General features: G+C 70.7%; 27 protein-coding genes. 15 read left to right on the top strand and 12 right to left on the bottom strand.

Annotation, left to right across the window (positions count from 1 at the left end; all coding sequences use genetic code 11):
• Positions 1-18 precede the first annotated feature (18 nt).
• Together ACIRU3_RS29955 and ACIRU3_RS29950 are read left to right on the top strand one after the other, a co-directional pair.
• The gene (locus tag ACIRU3_RS29955) at positions 19-633 is read left to right on the top strand and encodes a TetR/AcrR family transcriptional regulator (protein ID WP_404062576.1); all 615 of its coding nucleotides are present in this window, start codon (positions 19-21) and stop codon (positions 631-633) included.
• A 286-nt stretch (positions 634-919) separates the two neighbouring features.
• A complete protein-coding gene (locus tag ACIRU3_RS29950) occupies positions 920-2,074 on the top strand; it encodes a DUF3103 family protein (RefSeq protein WP_404062573.1) in 1,155 nt (384 codons plus the stop codon).
• Positions 2,075-2,137: 63 nt separating this feature from the next.
• On the opposite strand, the gene ACIRU3_RS29945 is transcribed toward ACIRU3_RS29950, so the two are convergent.
• The 8 genes from ACIRU3_RS29945 to ACIRU3_RS29910 form a co-directional block, all read right to left on the bottom strand.
• Positions 2,138-3,838: a methylmalonyl-CoA mutase gene (locus ACIRU3_RS29945; RefSeq protein ID WP_404062570.1), complete on the bottom strand. Its 1,701-nt coding sequence runs from the start codon at positions 3,836-3,838 to the stop codon at positions 2,138-2,140.
• A gap of 96 nt (positions 3,839-3,934) precedes the next feature.
• Entirely contained in the window at positions 3,935-4,273 is a 339-nt protein-coding gene (locus tag ACIRU3_RS29940; RefSeq protein WP_404062567.1) for a DUF3817 domain-containing protein, read from the bottom strand.
• A gap of 43 nt (positions 4,274-4,316) precedes the next feature.
• Positions 4,317-4,826, bottom strand: a complete 510-nt coding sequence (locus ACIRU3_RS29935) for a MarR family winged helix-turn-helix transcriptional regulator (protein ID WP_404062564.1) — start codon at positions 4,824-4,826, stop codon at positions 4,317-4,319.
• A gap of 163 nt (positions 4,827-4,989) precedes the next feature.
• Entirely contained in the window at positions 4,990-5,640 is a 651-nt protein-coding gene (locus ACIRU3_RS29930; protein WP_404062561.1) for a TetR/AcrR family transcriptional regulator, read from the bottom strand.
• Entirely contained in the window at positions 5,637-6,326 is a 690-nt protein-coding gene (locus ACIRU3_RS29925) for a DUF4166 domain-containing protein (RefSeq protein ID WP_404062559.1), read from the bottom strand. The genes ACIRU3_RS29930 and ACIRU3_RS29925 overlap by 4 nt, the downstream gene beginning before the upstream one ends.
• Positions 6,323-7,075, bottom strand: a complete 753-nt coding sequence (locus tag ACIRU3_RS29920; RefSeq protein ID WP_404062556.1) for a hypothetical protein — start codon at positions 7,073-7,075, stop codon at positions 6,323-6,325. Before ACIRU3_RS29920 ends, ACIRU3_RS29925 begins: the two co-directional genes overlap by 4 nt.
• A 146-nt stretch (positions 7,076-7,221) precedes the next feature.
• On the bottom strand, positions 7,222-7,515 hold the full coding sequence (locus tag ACIRU3_RS29915) for an MTH1187 family thiamine-binding protein (RefSeq protein WP_404062553.1): 294 nt from the start codon (positions 7,513-7,515) through the stop codon (positions 7,222-7,224).
• A complete protein-coding gene (locus ACIRU3_RS29910; RefSeq protein ID WP_404062550.1) occupies positions 7,512-7,856 on the bottom strand; it encodes a DUF3817 domain-containing protein in 345 nt (114 codons plus the stop codon). The genes ACIRU3_RS29915 and ACIRU3_RS29910 overlap by 4 nt, the downstream gene beginning before the upstream one ends.
• A 191-nt stretch (positions 7,857-8,047) precedes the next feature.
• On the opposite strand from ACIRU3_RS29910, the gene ACIRU3_RS29905 reads away from it, so the two are divergent.
• The 4 genes from ACIRU3_RS29905 to ACIRU3_RS29890 all read left to right on the top strand — a co-directional run bounded on the left by ACIRU3_RS29905 (position 8,048) and on the right by ACIRU3_RS29890 (position 10,704).
• Complete coding sequence (locus tag ACIRU3_RS29905; RefSeq protein ID WP_404062649.1) at positions 8,048-8,680, top strand: AIM24 family protein; 633 nt, start codon at positions 8,048-8,050, stop codon at positions 8,678-8,680.
• A gap of 1 nt (position 8,681) precedes the next feature.
• Positions 8,682-9,332, top strand: coding sequence for an AIM24 family protein (locus tag ACIRU3_RS29900; RefSeq protein ID WP_404062547.1), 651 nt, complete (start codon positions 8,682-8,684; stop codon positions 9,330-9,332).
• Positions 9,329-10,135 (top strand): AIM24 family protein, encoded by an 807-nt coding sequence (locus ACIRU3_RS29895; RefSeq protein WP_404062545.1) that lies wholly within the window; start codon positions 9,329-9,331, stop codon positions 10,133-10,135. Before ACIRU3_RS29900 ends, ACIRU3_RS29895 begins: the two co-directional genes overlap by 4 nt.
• Positions 10,136-10,227: 92 nt before the next feature.
• Positions 10,228-10,704, top strand: coding sequence for a MarR family winged helix-turn-helix transcriptional regulator (locus ACIRU3_RS29890; RefSeq protein WP_404062542.1), 477 nt, complete (start codon positions 10,228-10,230; stop codon positions 10,702-10,704).
• A 298-nt stretch (positions 10,705-11,002) separates the two neighbouring features.
• On the opposite strand, the gene meaB is transcribed toward ACIRU3_RS29890, so the two are convergent.
• Together meaB and ACIRU3_RS29880 are read right to left on the bottom strand one after the other, a co-directional pair.
• Positions 11,003-11,959: a methylmalonyl Co-A mutase-associated GTPase MeaB gene (gene meaB, locus ACIRU3_RS29885; protein ID WP_404062540.1), complete on the bottom strand. Its 957-nt coding sequence runs from the start codon at positions 11,957-11,959 to the stop codon at positions 11,003-11,005.
• Between the two features lie 37 nt (positions 11,960-11,996).
• A complete protein-coding gene (locus tag ACIRU3_RS29880) occupies positions 11,997-13,205 on the bottom strand; it encodes an acetyl-CoA C-acetyltransferase (protein ID WP_404062537.1) in 1,209 nt (402 codons plus the stop codon).
• A 149-nt stretch (positions 13,206-13,354) separates the two neighbouring features.
• On the opposite strand from ACIRU3_RS29880, the gene mce reads away from it, so the two are divergent.
• The 7 genes from mce to ACIRU3_RS29845 all read left to right on the top strand — a co-directional run bounded on the left by mce (position 13,355) and on the right by ACIRU3_RS29845 (position 23,103).
• A complete protein-coding gene (gene mce / locus ACIRU3_RS29875) occupies positions 13,355-13,795 on the top strand; it encodes a methylmalonyl-CoA epimerase (RefSeq protein ID WP_222996837.1) in 441 nt (146 codons plus the stop codon).
• A gap of 206 nt (positions 13,796-14,001) precedes the next feature.
• On the top strand, positions 14,002-17,850 hold the full coding sequence (scy, locus tag ACIRU3_RS29870) for a polarized growth protein Scy (RefSeq protein ID WP_404062535.1): 3,849 nt from the start codon (positions 14,002-14,004) through the stop codon (positions 17,848-17,850).
• A 183-nt stretch (positions 17,851-18,033) separates the two neighbouring features.
• Positions 18,034-18,969 (top strand): cellulose-binding protein, encoded by a 936-nt coding sequence (locus ACIRU3_RS29865; RefSeq protein WP_404062532.1) that lies wholly within the window; start codon positions 18,034-18,036, stop codon positions 18,967-18,969.
• Positions 18,970-19,126: 157 nt separating this feature from the next.
• Positions 19,127-20,080, top strand: coding sequence for an ABC transporter ATP-binding protein (locus ACIRU3_RS29860; protein ID WP_404062530.1), 954 nt, complete (start codon positions 19,127-19,129; stop codon positions 20,078-20,080).
• A 3-nt stretch (positions 20,081-20,083) separates the two neighbouring features.
• Positions 20,084-20,857, top strand: a complete 774-nt coding sequence (locus ACIRU3_RS29855; RefSeq protein WP_404062528.1) for an ABC transporter permease — start codon at positions 20,084-20,086, stop codon at positions 20,855-20,857.
• Between the two features lie 132 nt (positions 20,858-20,989).
• A complete protein-coding gene (locus ACIRU3_RS29850; protein ID WP_404062525.1) occupies positions 20,990-22,225 on the top strand; it encodes an ABC transporter ATP-binding protein in 1,236 nt (411 codons plus the stop codon).
• Positions 22,222-23,103: an ABC transporter permease subunit gene (locus tag ACIRU3_RS29845; RefSeq protein WP_404062523.1), complete on the top strand. Its 882-nt coding sequence runs from the start codon at positions 22,222-22,224 to the stop codon at positions 23,101-23,103. The genes ACIRU3_RS29850 and ACIRU3_RS29845 overlap by 4 nt, the downstream gene beginning before the upstream one ends.
• 1 nt (position 23,104) lies before the next feature.
• Here the strand turns inward: ACIRU3_RS29845 and ACIRU3_RS29840 are convergent, their stop codons facing one another.
• Positions 23,105-23,437 carry an ATP/GTP-binding protein gene (locus tag ACIRU3_RS29840; RefSeq protein ID WP_404062521.1) on the bottom strand — a complete coding sequence of 111 codons (333 nt, stop codon included), beginning with the start codon at positions 23,435-23,437 and terminating at the stop codon, positions 23,105-23,107.
• A 221-nt stretch (positions 23,438-23,658) separates the two neighbouring features.
• On the opposite strand from ACIRU3_RS29840, the gene ACIRU3_RS29835 reads away from it, so the two are divergent.
• Positions 23,659-24,687 (top strand): LLM class flavin-dependent oxidoreductase, encoded by a 1,029-nt coding sequence (locus tag ACIRU3_RS29835; protein WP_404062519.1) that lies wholly within the window; start codon positions 23,659-23,661, stop codon positions 24,685-24,687.
• Positions 24,688-24,814: 127 nt separating this feature from the next.
• On the opposite strand, the gene ACIRU3_RS29830 is transcribed toward ACIRU3_RS29835, so the two are convergent.
• Entirely contained in the window at positions 24,815-25,207 is a 393-nt protein-coding gene (locus ACIRU3_RS29830; protein ID WP_344348597.1) for an SCO5389 family protein, read from the bottom strand.
• Between the two features lie 298 nt (positions 25,208-25,505).
• Here ACIRU3_RS29830 and nucS point away from each other — a divergent pair, with 298 nt between their 5' ends.
• Positions 25,506-26,177, top strand: coding sequence for an endonuclease NucS (gene nucS, locus ACIRU3_RS29825; RefSeq protein WP_404062517.1), 672 nt, complete (start codon positions 25,506-25,508; stop codon positions 26,175-26,177).
• Positions 26,178-26,241 lie beyond the last annotated feature (64 nt).

Raw genomic sequence — 26,241 nt, 5'->3', positions numbered from 1 at the left:
CCCGGTTATGGTCGGGGGATGCAGAGCAGCACCCCAGCCCCCCGCACGGGCCGCCCGCGCAATGCCGCAGCGGACACCGCGATCCTGGCCGCGACCCGCGCGGCACTGGACGAACTGGGCTGGTCCGGACTCACGTTGGGAGACGTGGCAACCCGGGCCGGGGTTGCGAAGACCACGGTGTACCGCCGCTGGGCGGGCAAGAACGAACTGGTGGTGGACGCCCTCGCCACCCTCTTCGACCAGCTGTCCCTCCCGGACCTGGGCAGCCTGCGGGCCGATGTCGAGGGCGTGGTGCTGCAGTTCGCCGAGCTGCTGGAGCAGCCCGCGACCAAGACCGCCCTGATGGCCGTGGTCGCCGAGGCCACGCACGACGAGGCCCTGCGGGGACGGATCCGGGAGAGGATCGTGGACCGGCAGAAGCGCCTGGTGGTCGAGGGGCGTCGCCGCGCCCAGCACCGCGGCGAAATTCCCCCGGACGAGGCGGACCCGGGCCCGCAGATCGACCTGATCTTCGATGTGATCGCCGGCGCGGTCGTGCACCGCACCCTCGTCTCCTGCGAGCAGGTCGACTGCGACTGGGCGGCACGCTTCACGACGATCCTGCTGGACGGGCTCGGCGCGGCGGGGCCCTGACACCCACGGGTCCCGACCGACACGACGGGGACTCGGCCGAGGCCACGCAGGACGCGCGCGGCGCCGCGAGGCGAACCACCCAGGGCGCCCAGGGGTGTTCGGTGGGATCGCCTCCGCTTCCCGTTCCCCGATGTTCACCGGGCCCCTTGACGGCAACCCTTGCCGTTCTGTCATGTCACCGCCATTATTCGGACGGCATCTACTCGCATAGATCCGCATGGATGTGCCTCGCAGCACCCGCTCCACCTGACAGCGCGACCCGACTGGCCCAGGAGGACCGATCCACGTGAGACCCCGTCACCCCCGCCGGTACGGCACCCTCGCCGCCCTCGCGGCATCCCTGGTGGCCCTGACCGCCGGGCAGACCCTCGGCGCCCCGCCCGCCTCGGCGGCCCCCCGCTCCCCCGCTCCCTCGTCCGCGGTGTCCTCGGCCGAGGACCAGGCCGCGCGCGCCATCGCCGCGTCGCTGACCGATACCGCCTGGCGCACCCGCGTCCGCAAGGCCGCCCTCGCCTCCCACGAGGTGGCCGTCACCCCCCTGGCCCACGGCTCCCTGAAGTCCGCGCTGGCCGCGGCCGACCGCCGCATCGCCACGGCCAAGGGCCTGGACGGCAAGGTCGGCTCGCTGCTCCGGCTGCGCCTCGGGGACGACTCCATGCGCGCCGCGCTGACCGCCGGCACCACCCCCTGGGTCGCCGTGGCCGCCTCCGACGACGACACCACCGCCGTCACCGCCTACGACAGCCACGGCCGGGCGCACACACTCGACGCCCGCACCGCGCCCGCACACCCGGTGTACGTCGTCGACCTCGACGGGTCCAAGGCGCTGGCCGCGGGCCTCGAGGTCCTCGGGGCGGAGCTGCAGCGGCGCGGTGTCGCCTCCGCGGCTGCCGCGCCCACCGCCGCGCCGGACACCCGGAAGGCCGCCGGACAGGCCGCCTCGGCCACCGCGGGCTTCTGGACCACCAGGATCACCTCGGTGGAGCTCTCGGACGACGAGGAGCCCTGGGTCAAGGGCGACGCCGAGATCTACACCCTGGTCACCGGCTTCGGCCAGGACGGCAAGGTCCGCGTCGACCCGGTCGACATGCCCTACCTCGACAACGACGGCACGGTGTACCGGCCGAACCAGATCCTGGTCAACTGGTCGAACTACAAGTACGACCTGGCCGACGCCGTGATGATGGAGGAGGACGGCAGCACCAACTACCGCGACCTCGCCAAGGCCATCGCCACCGTGCTGCTCACCGTCGCCGACCAGGGCACCTACATCCCGCTGGTGAACGCCGTCCTGGACGCGATCCCGGACGACTGGTGGACGGACGACCCGGACTACGTCGACTCCTGGTACACCCTCGCCCAGAGCGACAACGGCACCCGCAACGGCGCCCGGGGCAACGGCTGGATGACCGTGGAGCCGTACTTCGTGCAGCAGTTCTGAATCCGGAGCGACAGCATGCGAACGGGCCGGCGGCACAGACCGCCGGCCCGTTCGCGTCCGCCGTCAGAAGCCGGCGGGCTCGGTGTACACGCCCCACTCGTCGCGCAGCACCCCGCAGATCTCGCCCAGCGTCGCCTCGGCCCGCACGGCCTCGAGCATCGGCTCGATCATGTTGCCGCCGGACCGGGCCGCGCCGAGCATGGCGTCCAGCGCCGCCCGCACGGCCCCCTCGTCGCGTGCCGCCTTCCGCTCGGCGAGCACCCGCACCTGCTCGCGCTCCACCTCGTGGCTGACCCGCAGGATCTCCAGATCGCCGGTGACGGAGCCGTGGTGGACGTTGACGCCCACGACCCTCTTGTCGCCCTTCTCCAGCGCCTGCTGGTACTGGAAGGCCGACTCGGCGATCTCGCCGGTGAACCAGCCGTCCTCGATCCCGCGCAGGATGCCGGAGGTGACCGGTCCGATCGGGTGCCGGCCGTCGGGGTGCGCCCTCAGGCCCCGTTCCTTGATCTGCTCGAAGATCTTCTCCGCTTCCGCCTCGATCCGGTCCGTCAGCTGCTCGACGTACCACGAGCCGCCCAGCGGATCCGCCACGTTGGCGACCCCGGTCTCCTCCATCAGCACCTGCTGGGTACGCAGCGCGATCTCGGCCGCCTGCTCGCTCGGCAGCGCGAGCGTCTCGTCCAGGGCGTTGGTGTGCAGCGAGTTGGTCCCGCCGAGCACGGCGGCCAGCGCCTCCACGGCCGTCCGCACCACGTTGTTGTACGGCTGCTGCGCGGTCAGCGAGACACCGGCGGTCTGCGTGTGGAACCGCAGCCACTGCGCCTTGTCGCTCTGCGCGCCGTACACGTCCCGCATCCAGCGTGCCCAGATGCGCCGGGCCGCCCGGAACTTGGCGATCTCCTCGAAGAAGTCGACGTGCGCGTCGAAGAAGAAGCTGAGCCCCGGTGCGAAGACGTCCACGTCGAGCCCGCGGGAGAGCCCCAGCTCGACGTAGCCGAAGCCGTCCGCGAGCGTGTACGCCAGCTCCTGCGCGGCCGTGGCCCCGGCCTCACGGATGTGGTAGCCGGAGACGGACAGCGGCTTGTAGGCGGGGATGCCGGCCGCGCAGTACTCCATGAGGTCGCCGATGAGGCGCAGATGGGGCTCCGGCTGGAAGAGCCACTCCTTCTGGGCGATGTACTCCTTGAAGATGTCGGTCTGCAGCGTGCCGTTCAGGACCGACGGGTCCACGCCCTGCCTCTCGGCGGCGACCAGGTACATGCAGAAGACGGGTACGGCGGGTCCGCTGATCGTCATCGACGTCGTGACGTCACCGAGCGGGATGTCCTTGAACAGGACCTCCATGTCGGCGGCCGAGTCGATCGCCACCCCGCAGTGCCCGACCTCGCCGAGCGAGCGGGGTTCGTCGGAGTCGCGCCCCATGAGCGTCGGCATGTCGAAGGCGACGGACAGTCCTCCGCCGCCCGCGGCGAGGATCATCTTGTACCGCTCGTTGGTCTGCTCGGCGTTGCCGAACCCGGCGAACTGGCGGATCGTCCAGGTACGCCCGCGGTAGCCGGTCGGATGGAGCCCGCGCGTGAAGGGGTACTCCCCGGGCCAGCCGATCCGTTCGAATCCCCCGTACGTGTCCCCGGACCGGGGTCCGTACACCGGCTCCACGGGATCGCCGGAGAGCGTGGTGAAGTCTGCGTCGCGCTTGCGCGCGGCGTCGTATCGGGCCTGCCAGCGTCGGCGGCCTTCCTCGATGGCGTGAGCGTCCATACCGTCGAATTTACTTGGACGTCCTAGTAAATGTCGATGGGCAACCGCCGTACGAGTGCCGTACGGCGGTGGAATCGCGCTGGAACCCCGGTGGAACTACGCCTTGGCGACGGCCGGGGCCGGGTCGGCGACCCTGGCCTCCAGCTCCCGGCTGACCTTGCGCTCGACGAAGAAGGCGGCGGTCGGGATCGTGCCCGCCAGCAGCACCCACAGCTGCTTGCCGACCGGCCACTTCGCCTTGGAACCCAGGTCGAAGGCGAAGACCAGGTAGACGACGTACAGCCAGCCGTGCGCGATGGCGACGACCCGGGTGAGGTCGGCGGCACCGTCGACGTCCAGCCCGTACTTCGCGATCATGCTCAGACACAGGAGCACCAGCAGGACACCGGTGACATAGGCCAAAACGCGGTAGCGGGTCAGCACGCTCTTCTTCATGCGGTCGAGCGTAACCGTCCGTTCCGGGAGATCTTGCCCCGGGTCACTCGTCGTCGAAGTCGTGTGCGGCGATCCGCAACGGGCGCAGCATCGCGAAGATCTCCGCGCACTCCTCGGCGTCGTACACCCCGAGGCCGAAGTCCATCGCCATCAGGTCACGGGTGGCCGCGTCGACCGCCTCGCGGCCCTTCTCCGTGATGACGGCAAGGGTGCCGCGGCCGTCGTTGGGGTTGGGGCGCTTGGCCACCAGACCGGACTTCACCAGCCGGTCCACGGTGTTCGTCACGGACGTGGGGTGCACCATCAGCCGCTCGCCGATCTTGGACATCGGCAGCTCACCGGCCTTGGAGAAGGTGAGCAGCACCAGCGCCTCGTAGCGCGCGAAGGTCAGTCCGTACGGCTTGACCACCGCGTCGACCTCGGCCAGCAGGATCTGCTGCGCCCGCATGATCGAGGTGATCGCGGACATGGCGGGCACGTTTCCCCAGCGCTGCTTCCAGAGCTCGTCGGCGCGGGCGATGGGGTCGAAGGGAAGGCTGAGAGGCTTCGGCACGTCATCAGACCCTACCGGCCGGTCATATGGCGGTCAGCCCCGTCTCGGCCTTCGGTCGCCCGGCAGACATCCGAGTGATGTCCGTCACCTTCCCGCGAAGGGTGACACCTCTTTTTGCGAAGGGTGACACCTCGATACGAGGTTGACGGAAGCCCTCCCCCGGTCAGCCGCGGCTCGTGCGCCGCAGATGGTGACGGACCGCACGCTGGGCGACCGGGCCCAGCGCGTCCAGGGCCGCGACCAGCGCGCCCAGCTGTTCCAGGGCGTCCAGGGCCGCGTGCGCACCCGCCTCGTCCACGCCCTCGTACAGCTCGACGCCGACGAAGGAGGCGGCGACGGCTCGGGCCAGGCCGGCCGGGTCGGCGAACTCCGCTAAGGGCGTCGAAGCGAGCACCCGGCGGAGCACCTGCTCGATCTCGGCGATCCACAGATCGAGACCGGCGGCCGTGGCCGGGCCGAGGGCGGCATGGGTCTGGGCACCGGCCAGGAGCTGGCCGAGGAGGGCCACATGACCGCCGCCCCGTTCCTGCTCGTGGATGTCGCGGCCGACGGCGAGCAGCTCGGAGAGGGAGGCGACCGAGGCGAGCCGGGGGCGGTGCTGCGCCACGGACTTCTCGGCACCGTAGCGGCAGGCGGCGGCGAGCAGCTCGTCCACCGATCCGAAATGGTAGAAGACCAGCGCCTGGTTGACTCCGGCCGTCGAGGCCACCGTACGGGCCGAGGTCTTGGCGATGCCCTGCTCGGTGAGCGTGCGCAGCGCGCCCTCCAGAAGCTTGGTCTTCGTCTCCTGGGACTTCGCCGTCTCCGGGCTCATGCGCGCGCCTCCTCCCGCACCGGGCGCAGTCCGGGCCGCACCCCGCGGGCGCGGACGTTCCGGTACGAGGCCGTGAAGGAGCCCTCGTAGCCGAAGAGCGGACCGAAGCGGCGGTTCACCACTTTCACCCGGATCCGGAAGCGGCCGGCCGCGTCGTCGTAGGACTCGCGCACCTCGGCCGTGGCACCGAGGAGCTCCGGTACGCGCACGTCCACCGGGCCCTCCCGGAAGCGGTGCTCGCCGGAGCGGATGAGCAGCGAGCCGTCGGGCTCGGCGCCGAGATGGAGTTCGCCGGCGAGGTGCTGGTGGGTGCCGAGGTAGTCGAGGACGCGGTCTCCCTTGGGGCTGAGCACCATCTGGGCGTCGAAGCGGCGGGGGCGGCCGGGCAGGTCGAAGGTGCGCACGAAGGTCACCGTCTCACGGCCGTAGGTGTCGGTGTACGGCACGTTCTCGATCACGAAGGGGATGTCACGGCCGGCCTTCGGGACGAGGATGTTGCGTGTGGCACCGAGGGCCAGGAACGGCCTCACGAACGCCGGTCCGTGCCAGATCCGGTCCATGACACCGCGGCCGGTGCAGGCCTCCCCGCTCGCCAGGCCGACCGAGAAGCGGCGCTGCAGCTGGGGGTGGAGACGGTCGAAGTCGTCGCCCATCACCGTGCGGAACATCGAGGTCGTCGGGGTCATCCGTGCTTCTCCAGGGTGTGCAGAAGGCGGGGTGCGCACACCTGGGTGAGAGGGGCGCGCAGGCAGCGGCGCGCTGCCGGGGTGCAGGCGAGCGGTGCCTTGAGGAGGGCGAGGGACGTCGCGACCACCAGCAGCAGCGGGCACAGGTACGCCACGGTGGCCCCGAGGGCACCGAAGACGTGGACGAGGGACTCCAGCCCCAGGCCGGTCAGGCACACGGTCAGCACGAGCGCGCGGACCGCCAGCTCGGCCAGCCAGTTGACCAGGGCGCGCTCGGGGGTGATGCCCCGCTCCAGCCACAGCCGCAGCCGGTCGAAGGACCAGGCGGTCGCCCAGCCCATCAGCGGCCGGAACACCAGCCGGTCGGCGAGCGCGCCGAAGGCGCCCCAGCGGGGGCGGTAGTCGTAGCCGGTGAGGAAGCGGACGCCCTGCCCCTCGGGCACGTACCGCCAGTACCCGCTGCCCTCGGCGAGCAGCGACAGGGGGTGCGGGGAGACGAAGCGCAGGGCGGAGGTGCGGGTGCCGTCGGGCCGCTCCTTCTCGCCCGCGGCGACTCCGGTGCCGGACACCGTGAGGAACGGCAGGACGCGCACGGCGTACCGGAAGCGCTGCGGCTCGCCGTCCGCGCGCGGGAGGTGGTCGATCTCCGTGAACCGCAGGTCCCAGCGCTGGTGCAGGGCGGGGTCCTGGGTACGCGCCCAGAGATCGTCCAGGTCGGCGCGGATATGCGTCTCTATGTAGAGACCCATGGTGTTCCCCCACGTCGGAGTGGCGTTTGAGCGTCTGCTCAAACTGTCTGGGAGGGAAAGTACACCTCTTTGAGCGATCGCTCAAAGACCGGGGACAAGAAAACCCCGGCCCCCAAAGGGCCGGGGTTCAAGGGGATCGGCCGGCGCTACCCCGCCAGGTGCCGCTCGACGGTCTCGACCTTGGAGGTGAGCCCGTCGGTCACGCCGGGTCGGATGTCGGCCTTGAGGACGAGGGACACCCTCGGGGCCCGCTCCTCGACGGCGGCCACGGCGCGCCTGACGACGCCCATGACCTCCTCCCACTCCCCCTCGATCGACGTGAACATGGCGTCGGTGCGGTTGGGCAGGCCCGACTCGCGCACCACACGGACGGCGTCGGCGACGTACTCCCCCACGTCCTCGCCGACGCCCAGGGGTGTCACGGAGAAGGCGACGATCATGCGTTCACGACTCCTTCCTTGCGGGCGCGGGCGGCGATGACGGCGCTCTCGGCCTCGCGGCGCAGCTTGCGCTCCGCGAAGAAGCCGCCGGTGGGCAGCACGGAGAGGACGAAGTAGAGGGCCGCGGTCCCGAAGCCCCACCTGGTGCGGTTCCAGGCGTCCGCCCAGAAGATCACGTACAGGAGGAACAGGACGCCGTGGACCGCGCCCATCACGGGCACCGCGTTGAATTCCGTGGTCCGCTTCAGGACCGAGCAGAGGAGCAGGACGAGGAAGGACACGGCCTCCGGCGCCGAGACCAGGCGGAGGCGGCGGAGGGCGGTGGCGGTCTTGAGATCCACGGGTCACCTTCGGTGGGAGTCGCTGAGGGCGCGGTCGCGTCGTGATCGGCTGTGCGATCCGCTTTGTGAACAGAAGCACAAGCGTTCGCCCATTGTGGCAAACGGCGCACCTAGGGGTGCGCTCAGGGTCGCTCTCCACCCACGGGCCCTGGTCCGCCGGCCCGCGCCACCGCTACTTTCGCAGCGTGGCGATGTTCCGACTCCAAGGGAGCAAGGTACTCGCCGTCGACGTGACCGGGGACGCCGTGAAGGCGAAGAACGGCTCGATGGTCGCGTACGACGGGCAGATGGCCTTCAAGAAGCTGAGTGGTGGCGGCGAGGGGCTGCGCGGGATGGTGACCCGGCGGCTCACCGGCGAGCAGATGACGGTGATGGAGGTGAGGGGCCACGGGACGTGCTGGTTCGCGGACCGGGCCTCGGAGATCAACCTGGTCGGCCTCCAGGGGGACAAGCTCTACGTCGAGTCGAGCAATCTGCTCGCGACCGACGCGGGGCTCCGGACGGGCACGACGTTCACCGGGCTGCGCGGCGCCTCGCAGGGCAACGGGCTGTTCACGACGACCGTCGAGGGGCACGGTCAGGCGGCGATCGTCTCCGACGGCCCGGCCGTGGTGCTCCGGGTCAGCCCGCAGTACCCGCTGACGGTCGACCCGGGCGCCTACATCGCCCACCAGGGGAACGTCCGGCAGTCCTTCCAGTCCGGTGTGACGTTCCGCACGCTCCTCGGGGAGGGCGGCGGCGAGGCCTTCCAGATCCGCTTCGAGGGCGACGGGCTGGTCTATGTGCAGCCGAGCGAGCGGAACACGATCGCGGGGGACCTGTGAGATGAGCTTCCGGGAGATCAACTCCAAGATGGTCGAGGCGACCGTGCTGCCCGGGCAGCGGCTGTTCAGCCAGCGCGGGGCGATGCTCGCCTACAAGGGGGACGTGTCCTTCACGCCCAACGTCCAGGGCGGGCAGGGCGGGCTGATGTCCATGCTCGGGCGGCGGGTGGCCGGCGAGGCGACACCGTTGATGACCGTCGAGGGCAGCGGCACCGTCTTCTTCGGCCACGGCGGCCACCATGTGCACGTCATCGGCCTCTCCGGCGACACCCTCTACGTCGAGGCCGACCGGCTGCTCGCCTTCGAGGGCACGCTGCAGCAGGGCACGATGTTCATGGGATCGCAGGGCGGGGTCATGGGCCTGGTCCGGGGGCAGGTCACCGGGCAGGGTCTGTTCACCACCACCCTCCAGGGCCAGGGCTCGGTGGCCGTGATGGCGCACGGCGGCGTCTTCGAGATCCCGATCACTCCCCAGCGCCCGGTCCATGTGGACCCGCAGGCCTACGTCGCCCACCACGGCGACGTCCGCAACAAGCTCTCCACCGCGCTCGGCTGGCGCGACATGGTGGGCCGGGGCTCCGGTGAGGCGTTCCAGTTGGAGCTGAGCGGCAGCGGCACGGTGTACGTCCAGGCCTCGGAGGAGAAGCTGTGAGCGCGTACGGAACTCCCGGCGGCCCGGTGGTGCACGACCCCATGACCCTCCCCGTCGACGACAACGTGAACAAGTACACGTTCTGCGTCGAGCTCAAGAGCGGGCAGTGGTTCCTGCAGAAGGGGAAGATGATCGCCTACTACGGGGCGATCGAGTTCAACGGCATCGGGCACGGCCGACTCGACCGACTTGTCCGCACGTCGTTCCATTCGCCTCTGCACGCCAGCGACTGGGTCGTGGCGGCGGGCTCGGGCAAGATGCTGCTGGCCGACCGGGCCTTCGACGTCAACTCCTACGACCTCGAAGACGGGAACTTGACCATTCGCGCGGGCAATCTGCTCGCTTTTCAGCCAAGTCTCGCGCTCAAACAGTCGATCGTGCCGGGTTTTCTGACCCTTATCGGAACCGGCAAGTTTGTGGCCGCATCTAACGGTCCGGTGGTGTTCATGGAACCTCCGATCCGGGTGGACCCGCAGGCGCTGGTCGGGTGGGCCGACTGCCCGTCACCGTGCCATCACTACGACCACGGGTATCTGACCGGCGTCATGGGCGGTCTACGTGCAATGACGGGCCTGGGCGGGGCCTCCGGCGAGGAGCACCAGTTCGAGTTCGTGGGGGCCGGGACGGTCCTGCTGCAGTCGAGTGAGACCCTCATGGCCGAGCAGGCGACGGGGGCGATTCCGCCCCAGCCCGGGGTCCCGGGTGGTGGCGGAGTGACACCGGGTGGACACGGTCCGCAATCAGCGGGCGTACCGCGCCTTCCCGGACAGCTGGGGGACCTCCAGCGTCGCTTCGGGCTGTGAGCGGTAGTCTGCGGAGTGTGACGTCGAACGCGTGCGCACTGTCACATCATCCAAAGTAGTTCGTCATTCAACTTCTTAGGTAGACTTCATTCATGGAGACCGAGACGGCCACGCGCTGGCTGACCGATGCGGAGCAGTGCGCCTGGCGCACCCACCTGGAGGTCAACAGGCTGTTGACGTACCAGCTCGAAAAGGATCTGCAGCCGTTCGGCCTGACTATGAACGACTACGAGATCCTCGTAAATCTGTCCGAGTCGGAAGACGTGCGGATGCGGATGAGCGACCTGGCCTCCGCCACCTTGCAGTCCAAGAGCCGGCTCTCGCACCAGATCACGCGGATGGAGAACGCGAACCTGGTGCGGCGCGAGAACTGCGAGTCCGACCGGCGGGGCCTGTATGCCGTGCTGACGGAGCACGGCATGGAGACGATGAAGAAGGTCGCGCCGCACCACGTGGCGTCGGTGCGGCGGCATTTCATCGATCTGCTGTCGTCGGATGCGTTGATAGAGCTGGACAAGGCACTCAAGCCGATCGCCGAGCACCTGAGGGGGCAGCGGGGGCGCCCCTGAGCCGGGCGGAGGCCTCGGGCCGGGCGGGGGGTGGGTCGCAGGACCCGGCGGCACCGGGGCGCCTCACCGGGGGTTCCTCCCCCACTCTCGACTTCGCTCGAGCGGGGGACCCCCATCACCCACCCGTGCCGCCCCGGCGGCACGACGGCCGCAGCCGCAGCCGTCACGAGGGCGGCCCCGCCCGCCGGGGCGGAGCAGACGGGCAACGGCAGCCGGCCGATCAGCAGCCCCGCCACGAGGCCTCCAGCCGAACGTCCCGGGCCGGGCCGCTCCCGATCCCGTCCCGGAGTCGGGCGGCTCAGCCCTCCGTCAGGCCCGTCACCAGTTCGTCCGCCGCGCGGTACGGGTCCAGTTCGCCTGCGACGATGCGCTCCGCCAGGGAGCTGAGGCGGCGGTCGCCGTGGAGGTCGTCGATGCGTTCGCGCAGGGCCGTGACCGCGATCGTCTCCACCTCACGGGCCGCGCGGGCCCTGCGGCGCTCGCTGAGGACGCCGCGCTCCTCCATCCAGGCCCGGTGCTTCTCCAGGGCCTCGACCACCTCGTCCACACCCTGCGCGCGGGCCGCGACCGTCTTGACGATCGGCGGGCGCCAGTCGCCGGGACCTCGCGACTCGCCCAGGCCCAGCATGTGGTTCAGTTCGCGGGCCGTGGCGTCGGCGCCGTCCCGGTCGGCCTTGTTGACGACGTAGACGTCACCGATCTCCAGGATGCCGGCCTTCGCCGCCTGGATGCCGTCGCCCATGCCCGGGGCCAGCAGCACCACGGACGTGTCGGCCTGGGAGGCGATCTCCACCTCGGACTGGCCGACACCGACCGTCTCCACCAGGACCACATCGCAGCCCGCCGCGTCCAGGACGCGGATCGCCTGCGGGGCCGCCCAGGCGAGGCCGCCCAGGTGGCCGCGGGTCGCCATCGAGCGGATGTAGACACCGGGGTCGGAGGCATGGTCCGACATACGCACCCGGTCACCGAGCAGGGCACCGCCGGAGAACGGGGACGACGGGTCGACGGCCAGGACGCCGACCCGTTTGCCCTGTTTGCGATACGCAGTGACGAGGGCGGAGGTGGAGGTCGACTTGCCGACGCCGGGTGAGCCGGTCAGACCCACCACATACGCGTTGCCGGTCAGCGGGGCGAGCGCCGCCATGACCTCCCTGAGCTGCGGGGACGCCCCCTCCACCAGGGAGATGAGCCGGGCCACGGCCCGCGGTCGGCCTTCCCTGGCCTGGGCCACCAGAGAGGAGACGTCCTGCATCAAACAGCTCCGTTCACTTCACAGACGTACAGAGAACTCAGGCCTTCGGGACCCGCACGACCAGTGCGTCGCCCTGACCGCCGCCACCGCACAGCGCGGCCGCGCCGACGCCACCGCCCCGGCGCTTGAGCTCCAGCGCCAAGTGGAGCACGAGGCGGGCGCCGGACATGCCGATCGGGTGACCCAGGGCGATCGCACCACCGTTGACGTTAACCTTTTCCGTGGACACGCCGAGGTCCTTCATTGACTGCACGGCGACCGCGGCGAAGGCCTCGTTGATCTCGATGAGGTCGAGGTCGGAGACCTCCAGGCCCTCCTTCTTCAGGGCGTGCTGGATGGCGTTGGACGGCTGGGACTGCAGTGAGTTGTCCGGGCCGGCCACGTTGCCGTGCGCGCCGATCTCCGCGAGCCACTCCAGGCCCAGCTCCTCGGCCTTGGCCTTGCTCATCACGACCACGGCCGCCGCGCCGTCCGAGATCTGCGAGGAGGTGCCGGCGGTGATCGTGCCGTCCCTGGTGAAGGCCGGGCGCAGCTTGCCCAGGGACTCCGCGGTGGTGTCGCCGCGGATGCCCTCGTCCTTGCTGAAGACGACCGGCTCGCCCTTGCGCTGCGGGATCTCGACCGGGGTGATCTCGGCCTCGAAGATGCCGTTCTTCTGGGCGGCCGCGGCGCGCTGGTGGGACAGCGCGGCGATCTCGTCCTGCTCGGGGCGCGCGATGCCCAGGCGCGTGTTGTGCTTCTCCGTCGACTCGCCCATGGCGATGCCCTCGAAGGAGTCGGTCAGGCCGTCGTAGGCCATGGCGTCGAGCATCTCGATCGCCCCGTACTTGAAGCCCTCGCGGGACTTCGGCAGCAGGTGGGGGGCGTTGGTCATGGACTCCTGGCCGCCGGCGACCACGATGTCGAACTCGCCGGCGCGGATCAGCTGGTCGGCGAGGGCGATGGCGTCCAGGCCGGACAGACACACCTTGTTGATGGTGAGCGCCGGGACGCTCATCGGGATGCCGGCCTTGACCGCGGCCTGGCGGGCCGGGATCTGTCCCGCACCGGCCTGGAGCACCTGCCCCATGATCACGTACTGCACCTGGTCGCCGCCGATCCCCGCACGGTCGAGGGCGGCCTTGATCGCGAAGCCGCCGAGATCGGCTCCGGAGAAGGACTTCAGCGAGCCCAGCAGTCGTCCCATGGGCGTGCGCGCGCCCGCGACGATCACCGAGCTGTTCGTCCCAGAAGTACCAGAAGACATGAGCTGCGATCCCCTTACCGGCCTGCACAGCCGAGGAGTGAACGAGGGTTTACTTCGAATGTACTGAGGGGTAGTCCACGCCGTCATCGGGCCGCCGGTGTGATCGCGCGCACGTTGCGTAACCACCTCCGTAGCGCTGCACTGATTCCATGCTGACGCGAATCGACCACATCGGGATCGCCTGCCACGACCTCGACGCGACCGTCGAGTTCTACCGGGCCACGTACGGCTTCGAGGTGTTCCACACCGAGGTCAACGAGGAACAGGGCGTGCGGGAGGCCATGCTCAAGATCAACGAGACGTCCGACGGCGGCGCCTCCTACCTCCAGCTGCTGGAGCCGACCCGGGAGGACTCGGCGGTGGGCAAGTGGCTGGCCAAGAACGGGGAGGGCGTGCACCACATCGCCTTCGGTACGGCGGATGTGGACGGGGACTCCGAGGAGATCCGCGGCAAGGGCGTACGCGTTCTGTACGACGAGCCACGACGCGGCTCCATGGGGTCGCGGATCACCTTCCTGCACCCCAAGGATTGCCATGGTGTCCTGACGGAACTGGTCACTTCGGCCCCTGTTGAGTCGCCCGAGCACTGACCCCCGTACATATGGGCCGGTAGGGTTGGGGGCGGTCGTCGCCACAACCGGGGCGACCGCACGCCGGGGTCCGGGTTTCGGGGGACGAGCGTCGGGGCAGCAGCCCGTGCTCCGCCGTTGATCTGACACCATTCCCCGGGGGCCCCGTTCGGCGGTTGGACGGAGCTCGTTGGAGAAGCTGACCAGGGGACGGATGGGACCGCGCAGTGCGGGGCTACGAGAGCCAGGAGCGAGAGCCGGCGGCTGACGTCGACCACCTCTCTCGGTTCGAGGCCGAGATGAAGCGGCTGAAGACCGAGCGGGAAAAGGCGATCCAGCACGCCGAGGACCTCGGCTACCAGGTCGAGGTGCTGCGCGCCAAGCTGCACGAGGCGCGACGCACCCTGATGACCCGGCCCGCCTATGACGGCGGTGACATCGGCTATCAGGCCGAGCAGTTGCTCCGCAATGCCCAGATCCAGGCGGACCAGCTGCGCCAGGACGCCGAGCGGGAGCTGAGCCAGGCCCGTGCGCAGACCCAGCGCATCCTGCAGGAGCACGCCGAGCAGGCTGCCCGGCTGCAGGCCGAGCTGCACCAGGAGGCGGTCACCCGCCGGCAGCAGCTGGACCAGGAGCTGGCCGAGCGCCGGCAGACGGTCGAATCGCACGTCAACGAGAACGTGGCGTGGGCCGAGCAGCTGCGCGCCCGGACCGAGTCGCAGGCCCGTCGGCTCCTCGACGAGTCCCGCGGCGAGGCCGAGCAGGCGATGGCCGCCGCCCGCACGGAGACCGAGCGGCTGACCCGGGAGGCCCGGGAGCGGCTGCAGACCGACGCCGAGACGGCCCGCGCGGAGGCCGAGCAGATCCTGCGCCGCGCCCGCACGGACGCCGAGCGGCTGCTGAACGCCGCCTCCACGCAGGCCCAGGAGGCCACCGACCACGCCGAGCAGCTGCGCAGCTCCACCGTCAGCGAGTCGGACACCGCCCGCCGGCAGTCCGCCGAGCTGAGCCGGGCCGCCGAGGAGCGCATGGCGCAGGCCGAGGAGTCCCTGCGCAAGGCGTCGTCCGAGGCCGAGAAGCTGGTCGCGGAGGCCAAGGAGGCCGCCGCCAAGACCCTGTCCAGCGCCGAGGCCGCCAACGAGACCCGTACGCGTACGGCGAAGGAGCAGGTCGCCCGGCTGGTCAGCGAGGCCACCAAGGAGGCCGAGACCACCAGGGCCGAGGCCGAGCAGCAGGTGGCCGACGCGCGTGCCGAGGCCGAGAAGATCGTCGCGGAGGCCTCCGAGAAGGCCCGTACGATCACCGCCGAGGAGAGCGCGACCCAGCTGTCCAAGGCCGCCAAGACCGCCGAGGACGTCCTCAACAAGGCGGCGGAGGAAGCCAGGAACACCACCAAGTCCGCGGCCGAGGAGGCCGAGCGGATCCGCACGGAGGCCGAGTCCGAGGCCGACCGGCTGCGCGCCGAGGCACACGACATCGCCGAGCAGCTCAAGGGCGCGGCGAAGGACGACACCAAGGAGTACCGCGCCAAGACGGTCGAGCTGCAGGAGGAGGCCCGCCGGCTGCGCGGCGAGGCCGAGCAGCTGCGCGCCGACGCGGTCGCCGAGGGCGAGTCGATCCGCGCCGAGGCCCGCCGGGAGGCCGTGGCGCAGATCGAGGAGGCGGCCAAGTCCGCCGAGGAGCTGCTGTCCAAGGCCAAGGCGGACGCCGACGAGCTGCGGCAGAAGGCGACCACGGACAGCGAGAAGGTCCGTACCGAGGCCATCGAGCGGGCCACCACGCTGCGCCGGCAGGCCGAGGAGACCCTGGAGCGCACCCGCAAGGAGGCCGAGCGGCTCCGTGCGGAGACCGACGAGCAGGCGGAGACGGTCAAGGCGGACGCCGAGAAGGCCGCCCGTGAGCTGCGCGAGGAGACCGAGCGCGCGGTCGAGGCCCGTCGTGCCGAGGCCGCCGAGGACCTGACCCGGCTGCAGACGGAGACCCAGGAGCGGCTGACGGCGGCCGAGCAGGCGCTCGTCGACGCCCGCGAGGAGGCGGCCCGGATCCGCCGGGAGGCCGCCGAGGAGAGCGAGCGGCTGCGCGCCGAGGCCGCCGAGCGGATCCGTACGCTCCAGCAGCAGGCCGAGGCCGAGGCCGAACGGCTGCGCACGGAGGCCGCGTCCGACGCGTCCGCCTCGCGTGCCGAGGGCGAGGCCGTCGCCGTACGACTGCGTGCGGAGGCCGCGGCCGAGGCCGAACGGCTGAAGGCCGAGGCCCAGGACACGGCCGACCGGGTCCGCGCGGAGGCGCAGGCCGCCGCCGAGCGGCTCGGCACCGAGGCGTCCGAGACGCTGGCCGCCGCGCAGGAGGAGGCAGCGCGGCGCCGCCGCGAGGCCGAGGAGCTGCTGGGTGCCGCGCGGGGCGAGGCCGACCAGGAGCGCGAGCGGGCCCGCGAGCAGAGCGAGGAGCTGCTGGCCTCGGCGCGCAGGCGCGTGGAGGACGCGCAGACCGAGGCGACCCGGCTGGTCGAGGAGGCCGACCGGCGTGCCACCGAGATGGTGTCCGCCGCCGAGCAGCACGCCCAGCAGGTGCGGGACTCCGTCACCGGGCTGCACGAGCAGGCGCAGGAGGAGATCACCGGGCTGCGCTCGGCCGCCGAGCACGCGGCGGACCGTACCCGCAGGGAGGCCGAGGAGGAGGCGGACCGGGTCCGCGCAGACGCCTACGCCGAGCGGGAGCGGGCGAGCGAGGACGCATCGCGGGTGCGGCGCGAGGCGAACGAGGAGACCGAGGCCGCCAAGGCGCTCGCCGAGCGTACGGTCGCGGAGGCGATCGCGGAGTCGGAGCAGCTGCGCTCGGACGCGTCCGGGCACGCCCAGCGGGTGCGCACGGAAGCGTCGGACGCGCTCGCCGAGGCCGACCAGGCCGCCTCACGCACCCGGGCGGACGCCCGCGAGGACGCCAACCGCATGCGCTCGGACGCGGCGACCCAGGCGGACACGCTCATCACCGAGGCCCGCAACGAGGCGGAGCGGCTGCAGTCGGAGACGGTCGCCGAGGCGGACCGGGTCCGTGCCGAGGCCGTCGCGGGTGCCGAGCAGCTCATCTCGGACGCCACCGGCGACTCCGAGCGGCTGCGCGCCGAGGCCGCCGAGACGGTCGGCTCGGCCCAGCAGCACGCGGAGCGGCTGCGCAGTGAGTCCGAGCGGCTCCGGGCGGACGCGGAGGTCGAGTCCGAGCGGCTCGTCAACTCCGCGCGCGAGCAGGCCGAGCGGACCCTCGACGAGGCCCGCAAGGACGCCAACAAGCGGCGTTCGGAGGCGGCCGAGCAGGTCGACACGCTGATCACGGAGACCACGGCCGAGGCCGACAAGCTGCTCACCGAGGCCCAGCAGCAGGCACTGCAGGCCACCACGGACGCGGAGTCGCAGGCGGACACGATGGTGGGCGCGGCCCGCAACGAGGCCGAGCGGCTCGTGTCCGAGGCGACCGTCGAGGGCAACTCGCGGGTCGAGAAGGCTCGCACGGACGCGGACGAGCTGCTGGTCGGCGCCCGCCGGGACGCGACCGCCATCAGGGAGCGCGCGGAGGAGCTGCGCGACCGCATCACCACCGAGATCGAGGAGCTGCACGAGCGGGCCCGCCGCGAGGCCGCCGAGACGATGAAGTCCACCGGCGACCGCTGCGACGCGCTGATCAAAGCGGCCGAGGAGCAGCTGGCCAAGGCGCAGGCGAAGGCCAAGGAGCTGGTGTCGGAGGCCAGCTCCGAGGCGGGCAAGGTCAGGATCGCCGCCGTCAAGAAGGCGGAGGGCCTGCTCAAGGAGGCCGAGCAGAAGAAGGCCACCCTGGTCAGGGAGGCCGAGGAGCTGAAGGCCGAGGCGATCCGCGAGGCCCGGCGCACGGTCGAGGAAGGAAAGCGCGAGCTGGAGATCCTGGTGCGCCGGCGCGAGGACATCAACGCCGAGATCTCGCGGGTCCAGGACGTCCTGGAGGCGCTGGAGTCCTTCGAGACCCCGGCGTCCGGCAAGGACGGCGGAGTCAAGGCGGGCGCCAGCGTGGGCGCCCCCCGATCGGGTGGCAAGCAGTCGGACGGCTAGCGGGCGGGACGGATTCCGGGGTCTTCTGGGGGCTTTGCCCTGGTCTTTGGCAAGCCGTCCCGCGGTCAGCCACCCAAAAGAGGTGTCATTCTCCAGATCAAACACGTATCCGCTCGATGACACACCGCTTCGGCCCCTAGGATTCCACCTATCACCTCACCGGTCTCATTCGACAGGAATCCCATGAGCGACACTTCCCCCTACGGCTTCGAGCTTGTGCGGCGTGGGTACGACCGCGCTCAGGTGGACGAACGTATCTCCAAGCTCGTCTCCGACCGTGACAGCGCTCTCGCCCGCATCACCGCTCTGGAGAAGCGCATCGAGGAGCTCCACCTCGAGACGCAGAACGCCCAGGCGCAGATCACCGACGCCGAGCCGTCGTACGCGGGTCTCGGTGCACGGGTCGAGAAGATCCTGCGCCTCGCCGAGGAAGAGGCGAAGGATCTGCGTGATGAGGCCCGGCGCGCGGCCGAGCAGCACCGCGAGCTCGCCGAGTCGGCGGCCCAGCAGGTCCGCAACGACGCCGAGTCGTTCGCCGCGGAGCGCAAGACCAAGGCCGAGGACGAGGGCGTCCGGATCGTCGAGAAGGCCAAGAGCGACGCCTCCCAGCTGCGCTCCGAGGCGCAGAAGGACGCGCAGTCCAAGCGCGAGGAGGCGGACGCCCTCTTCGAGGAGACCCGCGCCAAGGCCGCGCAGGCCGCCGCCGACTTCGAGACGAACCTGGCCAAGCGCCGCGAGCAGTCCGAGCGCGACCTGGCCTCCCGCCAGCAGAAGGCCGAGAAGCGCCTCGCCGAGATCGAGCACCGCGCCGAGCAGCTCCGTCTGGAGGCGGAGAAGCTGCGCACGGACGCCGAGCGCCGCGCCCGCCAGACGGTGGAGACGGCCCAGCGCCAGGCCGAGGACATCGTGGCCGACGCCAACGCCAAGGCCGACCGGATCCGTTCGGAATCCGAGCGCGAGCTGGCCGCTCTCACCAACCGCCGCGACAGCATCAACGCCCAGCTGACGAACGTCCGCGAGATGCTCGCCACGCTGACCGGCGCCGCGGTCGCCGCCGCCGGCACCCCTGCCGAGGACGAGCCGATCTCCCGGGGCGTTCCGGCGCAGCAGTCCCGGTAGTCGACCGACGCCGTGAGGGGCGGTGGGACTCGCTCCCACCGCCCCTTTCGTGTGCCCGGGCGGCTCCTTGGCGGGGCCGGGTTCACGGCTGCGGGCCAAGGTCGCGCGGGGCGCCGCTCAAGTGGCAGCCGTCCAACACCCGTCTTAGCGTGGCCGCATGATCGAGTTGGCTGGGCTGACCAAGCGGTACGGCGACAAGGTGGCGGTCGACGGCCTCACCTTCATGGTCAGGCCCGGCATCGTGACCGGGTTTCTCGGGCCCAACGGCGCCGGGAAGTCCACGACCATGCGGATGATCCTCGGCCTGGACCGGCCCACCGCCGGGGACGTCCGGATCGACGGCAGGCACTACGCCCAGTTGAAGGACCCGCTCACGTACATCGGTGCCCTGCTGGACGCGAAGGCCGTGCACGGTGGGCGCACCGCCTTCAACCATCTGCTCTGTCTCGCGCAGAGCAACGGGATCCCCCGGCAACGGGTGGACGAGGTGCTCGACACCGTGGGGCTCACCGCCGTGGCGAGGAAGAAGGCCAAGGGATTCTCGTACGGCATGGGCCAGCGGCTCGGGATCGCGGCCGCGCTGCTCGGTGATCCGCGGATCCTGATGTTCGACGAGCCGGTCAACGGGCTCGATCCCGAGGGGATCCACTGGATCCGGAACCTGATGAAATCGCTGGCCGCGCAGGGCCGGACGGTGTTCGTGTCCAGTCATCTCATGAGCGAGATGGCGCTGACCGCCGATCATCTCGTGGTCATCGGGCAGGGGCGGCTGCTCGCCGACACCTCGATGGCGGACTTCATCCGGCAGAACTCGCGCAGTTTCGTCCGGATCCGGTCTCCGCAACGCGAGCGGCTCCTGGACGTCCTGCACGAGGACGGCATCACCGTCGTGCAAGCGGGAGGCGGCGTGCTGGAGGTGGAGGGCGGCAAGGCCGAGCGGATCGGGGAACTGGCCGCACGGAACGGGATCGTGCTGCACGAGCTGAGCCCGCAGCAGGCCTCGCTGGAGGAGGCGTTCATGCAGCTGACGGCGGATTCGGTGGAGTACCACGCACACGCCGGGCCCGCTCCGGTGCCGCGGGACTGGGGCACCGGCTGGAAGGGAGCGTGAGGGATGGCGGCCGTCCAGGTGATCCGGTCCGAGTGGACAAAGATCCGGTCAGTCGCGTCCACCGTGTGGACACTGTCGCTGGCCGTGGTGGTCACTCTCGCTCTGGGGATGCTCATTTCCGCACTGTCGAAGAGCCAGTACGACGACCTGCCGCTGCGTGAGCGGCTCTCCTTCGACGCCACGGTGGTGAGCTTCGCGGGCATGACCCTCGGCCAGCTCGCCATGATCGTCTTCGGGGTGCTCGTCGTCTCCAACGAGTACAGCACGGGCATGATCCGAGTCTCGCTGGCCGCGGTGCCGCAGCGCGCCACCTTCCTGTTCAGCAAGATCGCCGTGGCCGCCGCACTCGCCCTGGCCGTCGGCCTGGTCACCAGCTTCGCCGCCTTCTTCCTCGGACAGGCGATGCTCGGCTCCCTCGGGACCACGATCGACGCCCCCGGTGTGCTGCGCGCGGTGCTCGGCGGCGGGCTCTACATGGCCCTCATCGCGATGTTCTCCATGGGCGTCGCCGCGATGCTGCGCTCGCCGATGCTCTCGCTCGGCATCCTGATGCCGTTCTTCTTCCTGATCTCCAACATCCTCGGCAACGTCGACGCCACGAAGAAGGTCGGCCGCTTCCTGCCCGACCAGGCCGGCAGCCGGATCATGCAGGTGGTGCCGGGGCTCGACGACGACACCCCCTACGGGCCCTGGGGCGGGCTCGGGATCATGGCGCTGTGGGTGATCGCGGCGATCGCGGGCGGTTACGTTCTGCTGAAGCGGCGCGACGCCCAGTGAGGCCCATCGTTGACGTTCTGTGATGCTCAGGCTTTACATTCTCTTGAGCGGAACCGTCAGCGCCCGGATATCCTCCTAACCCTTACGGGGGCGTGTGCCCCGCTGTCCTGAACCTTTCGATGGGTGCGGAGCATGATCGAGGCTGTAGGCCTTACCAAGCGCTACGGCGACAAGACCGCCGTGTACAACCTTTCCTTCCAGGTACGGCCGGGAGCCGTGACCGGCTTCCTCGGGCCGAACGGCTCGGGCAAGTCGACGACCATGCGGATGATCCTCGGGCTGGACAACCCGACGTCCGGCACGGTGACCATCGGCGGTTACCCGTACCGCAAGCTGCCCAACGCCCCCCGCCAGGTGGGCGCGCTGCTCGACGCCAAGGCGGTGCACGGCGGCCGGGCCGCACGCAACCACCTGCTGAGCCTCGCCCAGCTGTCGGGCATCCCGGCCCGGCGGGTGGACGAGGTGCTCGGGGTCGTCGGCCTCCAGGAGGTGGCGAGGAAGCGCTCCAAGGGCTTCTCGCTCGGCATGGGCCAGCGCCTCGGCATCGCCGCCGCGCTGCTCGGCGACCCCCAGGTGCTGCTCTTCGACGAGCCCGTCAACGGCCTCGACCCCGAGGGCATCCTCTGGGTGCGCAACCTGATGAAGGCACTCGCCGCCGAGGGCCGCACGGTCTTCGTCTCCTCTCACCTGATGAGCGAGATGGCGCTGACCGCCGACCACCTCATCGTGATCGGGCGCGGCCAGCTGCTCGCCGACATGAGCGTGAAGGACTTCATCTCGGCCAACTCCGCCGACTTCGCCCGCGTCCGCACCCCGGACACCGAGCCCCAGCTGCGCGAGAAGCTGTCCTCCGCGCTCACCGAGGCGGGCGGCCATGTGCTGCCGGAGCAGGACGGCGCGCTGCGCGTGACCGGGCTGCCGCTGCCCCGGATCAGCGACCTCGCGCACGAGGCCGACGTACGGCTGTGGGAGCTGTCGCCGCACCAGGCCTCGCTGGAGGAGGCGTACATGCGGATGACGCAGGGCGCTGTCGACTACCGCTCGACCATCGACCAGAGGGCGGGCCTGCAGCAGCCGCTGCCGCCCGGTGCCCAGCCGCCCATGCCGGTGCCCGGCCAGGGCCAGCCGGGCTGGTACGCCCCGCCGCCGCCCCAGCAGGGCGGCCAGCCGTTCGCGATGCCGACGCCGCCCGCGGGTGCGTACGGCGCTCCCGGCGCGGGAGCGCCCAACCCGTACGCCGCACCGGCCCCGCAGGCCCCCGTGGCGCAGCCTGCGGTGGCCGCTCCCGCGGCTCCGGCCGTCGCTCCGTCCCAGCCCGCTCCCGCGGCTCCGGCCGCCGACCCGACCCAGCCCGAGGACGCCCGATGAGCACCCACCAGCCCCCGATGCCGCCGGCACCCTCCCCTCCGTCCGCGCCCGAATGGCAGGCGGCGCCCGGCGGGCCGTACCCCGGCTACAGCTCGCCCATCCCGATCGTGCGCACCAACCTCGGCCACGCACTGGCCTCCGAGTGGACGAAGATCAGGTCGGTGCGTTCCACGATGTGGACGCTCGGCGTGTTCATCCTGCTCGTGGTCGGCATCGGCCTCATGGCCGGCCTCGCGGTCCAGGGCTCGGGTGATCTGTCCGGCGAGAGCCCGCTGACCCTCGGCTTCTTCGGTCTGCTGATCGGCATGATGTGCATCATGACGCTCGGCGTGCTGACCACGGCGTCCGAGTACGGCACGGGCATGATCCGTACGACGATGACCGCGTGCCCCAGCCGGGGCCGGGTGCTGGCCGCCAAGTCGATCGTGTTCTTCGTCATCGCCTTCGTGGTGACGCTGGCCACCGTGTCCTTCGTGGCGATGGTGCAGACGGCCATGCTGGAGGGCCAGGGCGCGGGCAGCCCGACCGGCGGGGAATGGCTGAAGGCGACGTTGGGCATCAGCCTGTACATCGCGCTGCTCGGCCTGCTCTCGCTCCTGGTCGGCTCGATCATCAGGCACTCGGCCGGCGCCATCACCATCATGATCGGCGCGGTGCTCGCCCCGCTGGTGATCGCGCTGTTCATGAACGCGTCGTCGCTGGAGAAGGTACAGAAGGCGCTGCTCGAGTACTCGATCCCGAGCCAGATGGGCGTCTTCTACGACAACACCCTGAGCCAGTCCGGCCCGTCGGGCTGGGACCCGCTGTGGATCATGCTGGGCGTGACGGCTGCCGCGTTCGCCGGCGCCTACGCGCTGCTGCAGAGCCGGGACGTGTAGCTCAGAACCTCGGCGCGTTACGGGACCGCTGCACCCTCGTGGTGCGGCGGTCCTTCGCGTTCCAGCACGCCTTGTGCCAGTGACGGCGGTCGTCGACGCCCGCGTGCTCCGGCCAGGCCACCACGTGCGGGACACCGGAGGGGATCAGCTGGTCGCAGCCCGGGCAGCGGTAGGTCTTGCCCTGCGTGCTCGCCCCGGCGACATGGCGCACGGTCCACTCCTCGCCCTGCCAGCTCTCCGTGGACTCCCAGCCGCCGTATCGGCCTGTCCGGTCGTCCTCGGCGCTCCGGCCGGACGGGCCGGCCACCTTCGGTCGGTTGCGACGCGGGGACACGGGACACCTCTCGGAGCTATACAGGAAGCACGGGCTGCATCCAGACTACGCGGCCCCTGCCGGGGTACGCGTAGCGCTCCAACCCGTACAAGTCCCCCTCCGAGACGGCCCATTCTGCAGACAATCCGCAAATCTCCCCGCCAGGCCGTGTCCTCGGCACGTGTCAGACGGTTATGCCGGTCGGGGGAGCTCCAGTCGGAGCCAAGGAAGCAGGAATTGCGATGTACGTAGGAAGTTTTGTGCTGGCGGCCCAGTTCCCGGGCCAGGGCCCCGGGGAGGCCCTGCACCGGGCGGTCCGCTCGGCGGAGGTGGCCGAGGAGGCCGGGCTGGACGCGGTATGGCTGGCCGAGCACCACTTCGTGCCGTACGGCACATGCCCGTCCGCGGTCACCCTGGCCGCCTTACTGCTCGGCCGCACCCGGCGCATCCGTGTCGGCACGGCGGTCAGCGTACTGCCCACGGCGCACCCGGTCGCGCTCGGCGAACAGGCCGCGCTGCTGCATCTGACGAGCGGCGGACGGTTCACGCTGGGCGTGGGGCGCGGCGGACCGTGGGTGGATCTGGAGGTGTTCGGGGCGGGCCTGGACGCGTACGAGCACGGGTTCCCCGAATCACTCGATCTGCTGGTGCGCTGGCTGCGCGAGCCGTCGGTCTCGGCTTCGGGTGAACGGTTCTCCTTCCGTGAGGTGCCCGTCGTGCCCCGCCCGTCGGAGGCGCTGACGGAGACGCCCGGCCCCGAGGTCGTCGTCGCCTGCACCTCGCCGGCGAGCGTACGGCTGGCCGCCGAGCGCGGGCTGCCGATGCTGCTCGGGATGCACGTCGGGGACGAGGAAAAGGCCGAGATGGTAGCCCTGTGGCGGCAGTTCGCGCGGGCCGCGGGCCGGCCGGCCGAGGAGATCGTGGGTGCGGCCCATGTCTCCGCCGGCGTCTGCCAGATCGCGGACCGGCGCACGGACGCGGCGGAGACGCTGCTGAAGGCGTTGCCCGGGTGGCTCAAGCAGGGCCTGGAGGCCCATGTGACGGTCGACGGCCGGGCGCGCACGATGCGCGACCCGCTCGCCTACACCGAACTGCTCTGCGGCCTGCACCCGGTGGGCACCCCCCGGCTGGCCGCCGACCGGCTCGCGGCCACCTCGGAGCGCACCGGCATCTCCCGCTTCGCCCTGCTCGTCGAGGGCTCGGGCGACCTCGCCGCGACGGAGGAGAACCTACGGCGGCTGGGCGCCGAGGTACTGCCCCAGCTGCGCTGACCGCCGCCGACTCCCTTGTTCCAAGGGGGCTTGCCGCCCCAGTACGAATGCACCTCCCGCGGGTGGAGCGGCAAGCAAGCGGCTCGCTGTGTCAGCAGCCCGGGAGCGGCAGCCCGGGAGCCACGCGTCAGCAGTCCCGAAACTCCGGCGACTGGTTGAGCAACTGGCTGCGCACCGAGGTGAAGCGGGCCAACGTCTCGTCCACCGAGGCGTCCGGCGGGAACACCGCCACCCGATGGCAGTTCTGGAAGGCCAGCCGCACACCGAAGTGCCGCTGCAGAGCGCCGCGTATGGCGTCACTCGCGAGCGCACGCAGCAGCTGACCGCGTGCCTGCTCGTCCGGCGGAGGCGTCTGGTTGTCGGCGAAGGGTCCGCCGTCCACCTTCAGCTGGGCCACCAGGGAGCTGATCATCTCCCACGCATAGGGCAGGGAGGTCCGGACGCAGTCGACGAATGCTGCTTCGTCGACCTCGCCTCGCTCGGCCTGTTCGAGTAGGGCCGGTGAGACGTCGAGCGACATGGGTTCTCCTCTCGCACCCCCGAAGAGCAGGGGTTGCCGGACAGATAGGGGAGTTCGCGATATCGAACACGCTCAGTACACACATGGCGACCTCCCGTTCTCTACGGTAGGCAACGGTAGGTGACGACACCAGCAGAATGCGTATATGGGACAGTCCCTTTAGGCGCACAATCGGCCAGGGATGAACAAGAGTTTCCAGGATGAATGGGGTGGCCACTGGGTCCCGGTTGACGGTGGAGACGGACGGGGCGGAGGGCGAATCGCGTGCACCCGTGTGTGTCGAGTAGCGTTGCCGACCATGCGTCTCGTCATTGCCCGATGCTCGGTCGACTACGCCGGCCGGCTCACCGCCCACCTGCCCTCGGCGCCCCGCCTGATCCTGGTCAAGGCGGACGGCAGCGTCTCCATCCACGCGGACGACCGGGCCTACAAACCCCTCAACTGGATGTCGCCGCCCTGCACCCTGAAGGAGGGCGCGGGCGAGGACGAGGGCGTGTGGACCGTCGTCAACAAAGCGGGCGAGAAACTGATCATCACAATGGAGGAAATCCTCCATGACTCCTCGCACGAACTCGGTGTGGACCCCGGCCTGATCAAGGACGGCGTGGAGGCGCACCTGCAGGAGCTGCTCGCCGACCGCATCGAGACGCTGGGCGAGGGCTACACCCTCATCCGCCGCGAGTACATGACCGCGATCGGCCCGGTGGACATCCTGTGCCGGGACGCGGACGGGCAGACGGTCGCGGTCGAGATCAAGCGCCGCGGCGAGATCGACGGCGTGGAGCAACTCACGCGCTACCTGGATCTGTTGAACCGCGACCCGCATCTCGCCCCGGTCCGCGGCATCTTCGCCGCCCAGGAGATCAAGCCCCAGGCGCGCGTCCTGGCCACCGACCGCGACATCAACTGCCAGATCCTGGACTACGACGCCATGCGCGGCATCGAGGACGACAAGCTGCGGCTGTTCTGAACAGCGTTCCCCGTACACAGCGGGAGGGCCGGACCGCTCATGGTCCGGCCCTCCCGCTGTGTAC

Origin of the sequence: Streptomyces sp. NPDC101151 (genome assembly GCF_044768335.1) — a bacterium.
GTDB lineage: Bacteria > Actinomycetota > Actinomycetes > Streptomycetales > Streptomycetaceae > Streptomyces.
The sequence above is the reverse complement of the archived record's forward strand: the minus strand, read 5'-3'. Positions and strand labels throughout refer to the sequence as shown.

Coding starts and splice junctions, on each gene's coding strand:
- ACIRU3_RS29955 (WP_404062576.1), top strand. CDS start 19: ATGCAGAGCAGCACCCCAGCCCCCCGCACGGGCCGCCCGCGCAATGCC.
- ACIRU3_RS29945 (WP_404062570.1), bottom strand. CDS start 3,838: ATGGACGCTCACGCCATCGAGGAAGGCCGCCGACGCTGGCAGGCCCGA.
- ACIRU3_RS29940 (WP_404062567.1), bottom strand. CDS start 4,273: ATGAAGAAGAGCGTGCTGACCCGCTACCGCGTTTTGGCCTATGTCACC.
- ACIRU3_RS29930 (WP_404062561.1), bottom strand. CDS start 5,640: ATGAGCCCGGAGACGGCGAAGTCCCAGGAGACGAAGACCAAGCTTCTG.
- ACIRU3_RS29925 (WP_404062559.1), bottom strand. CDS start 6,326: ATGACCCCGACGACCTCGATGTTCCGCACGGTGATGGGCGACGACTTC.
- ACIRU3_RS29920 (WP_404062556.1), bottom strand. CDS start 7,075: ATGGGTCTCTACATAGAGACGCATATCCGCGCCGACCTGGACGATCTC.
- ACIRU3_RS29915 (WP_404062553.1), bottom strand. CDS start 7,515: ATGATCGTCGCCTTCTCCGTGACACCCCTGGGCGTCGGCGAGGACGTG.
- ACIRU3_RS29905 (WP_404062649.1), top strand. CDS start 8,048: ATGTTCCGACTCCAAGGGAGCAAGGTACTCGCCGTCGACGTGACCGGG.
- ACIRU3_RS29900 (WP_404062547.1), top strand. CDS start 8,682: ATGAGCTTCCGGGAGATCAACTCCAAGATGGTCGAGGCGACCGTGCTG.
- ACIRU3_RS29890 (WP_404062542.1), top strand. CDS start 10,228: ATGGAGACCGAGACGGCCACGCGCTGGCTGACCGATGCGGAGCAGTGC.
- meaB (WP_404062540.1), bottom strand. CDS start 11,959: ATGCAGGACGTCTCCTCTCTGGTGGCCCAGGCCAGGGAAGGCCGACCG.
- ACIRU3_RS29880 (WP_404062537.1), bottom strand. CDS start 13,205: ATGTCTTCTGGTACTTCTGGGACGAACAGCTCGGTGATCGTCGCGGGC.
- mce (WP_222996837.1), top strand. CDS start 13,355: ATGCTGACGCGAATCGACCACATCGGGATCGCCTGCCACGACCTCGAC.
- ACIRU3_RS29865 (WP_404062532.1), top strand. CDS start 18,034: ATGAGCGACACTTCCCCCTACGGCTTCGAGCTTGTGCGGCGTGGGTAC.
- ACIRU3_RS29860 (WP_404062530.1), top strand. CDS start 19,127: ATGATCGAGTTGGCTGGGCTGACCAAGCGGTACGGCGACAAGGTGGCG.
- ACIRU3_RS29855 (WP_404062528.1), top strand. CDS start 20,084: ATGGCGGCCGTCCAGGTGATCCGGTCCGAGTGGACAAAGATCCGGTCA.
- ACIRU3_RS29850 (WP_404062525.1), top strand. CDS start 20,990: ATGATCGAGGCTGTAGGCCTTACCAAGCGCTACGGCGACAAGACCGCC.
- ACIRU3_RS29845 (WP_404062523.1), top strand. CDS start 22,222: ATGAGCACCCACCAGCCCCCGATGCCGCCGGCACCCTCCCCTCCGTCC.
- ACIRU3_RS29835 (WP_404062519.1), top strand. CDS start 23,659: ATGTACGTAGGAAGTTTTGTGCTGGCGGCCCAGTTCCCGGGCCAGGGC.
- ACIRU3_RS29830 (WP_344348597.1), bottom strand. CDS start 25,207: ATGTCGCTCGACGTCTCACCGGCCCTACTCGAACAGGCCGAGCGAGGC.
- nucS (WP_404062517.1), top strand. CDS start 25,506: ATGCGTCTCGTCATTGCCCGATGCTCGGTCGACTACGCCGGCCGGCTC.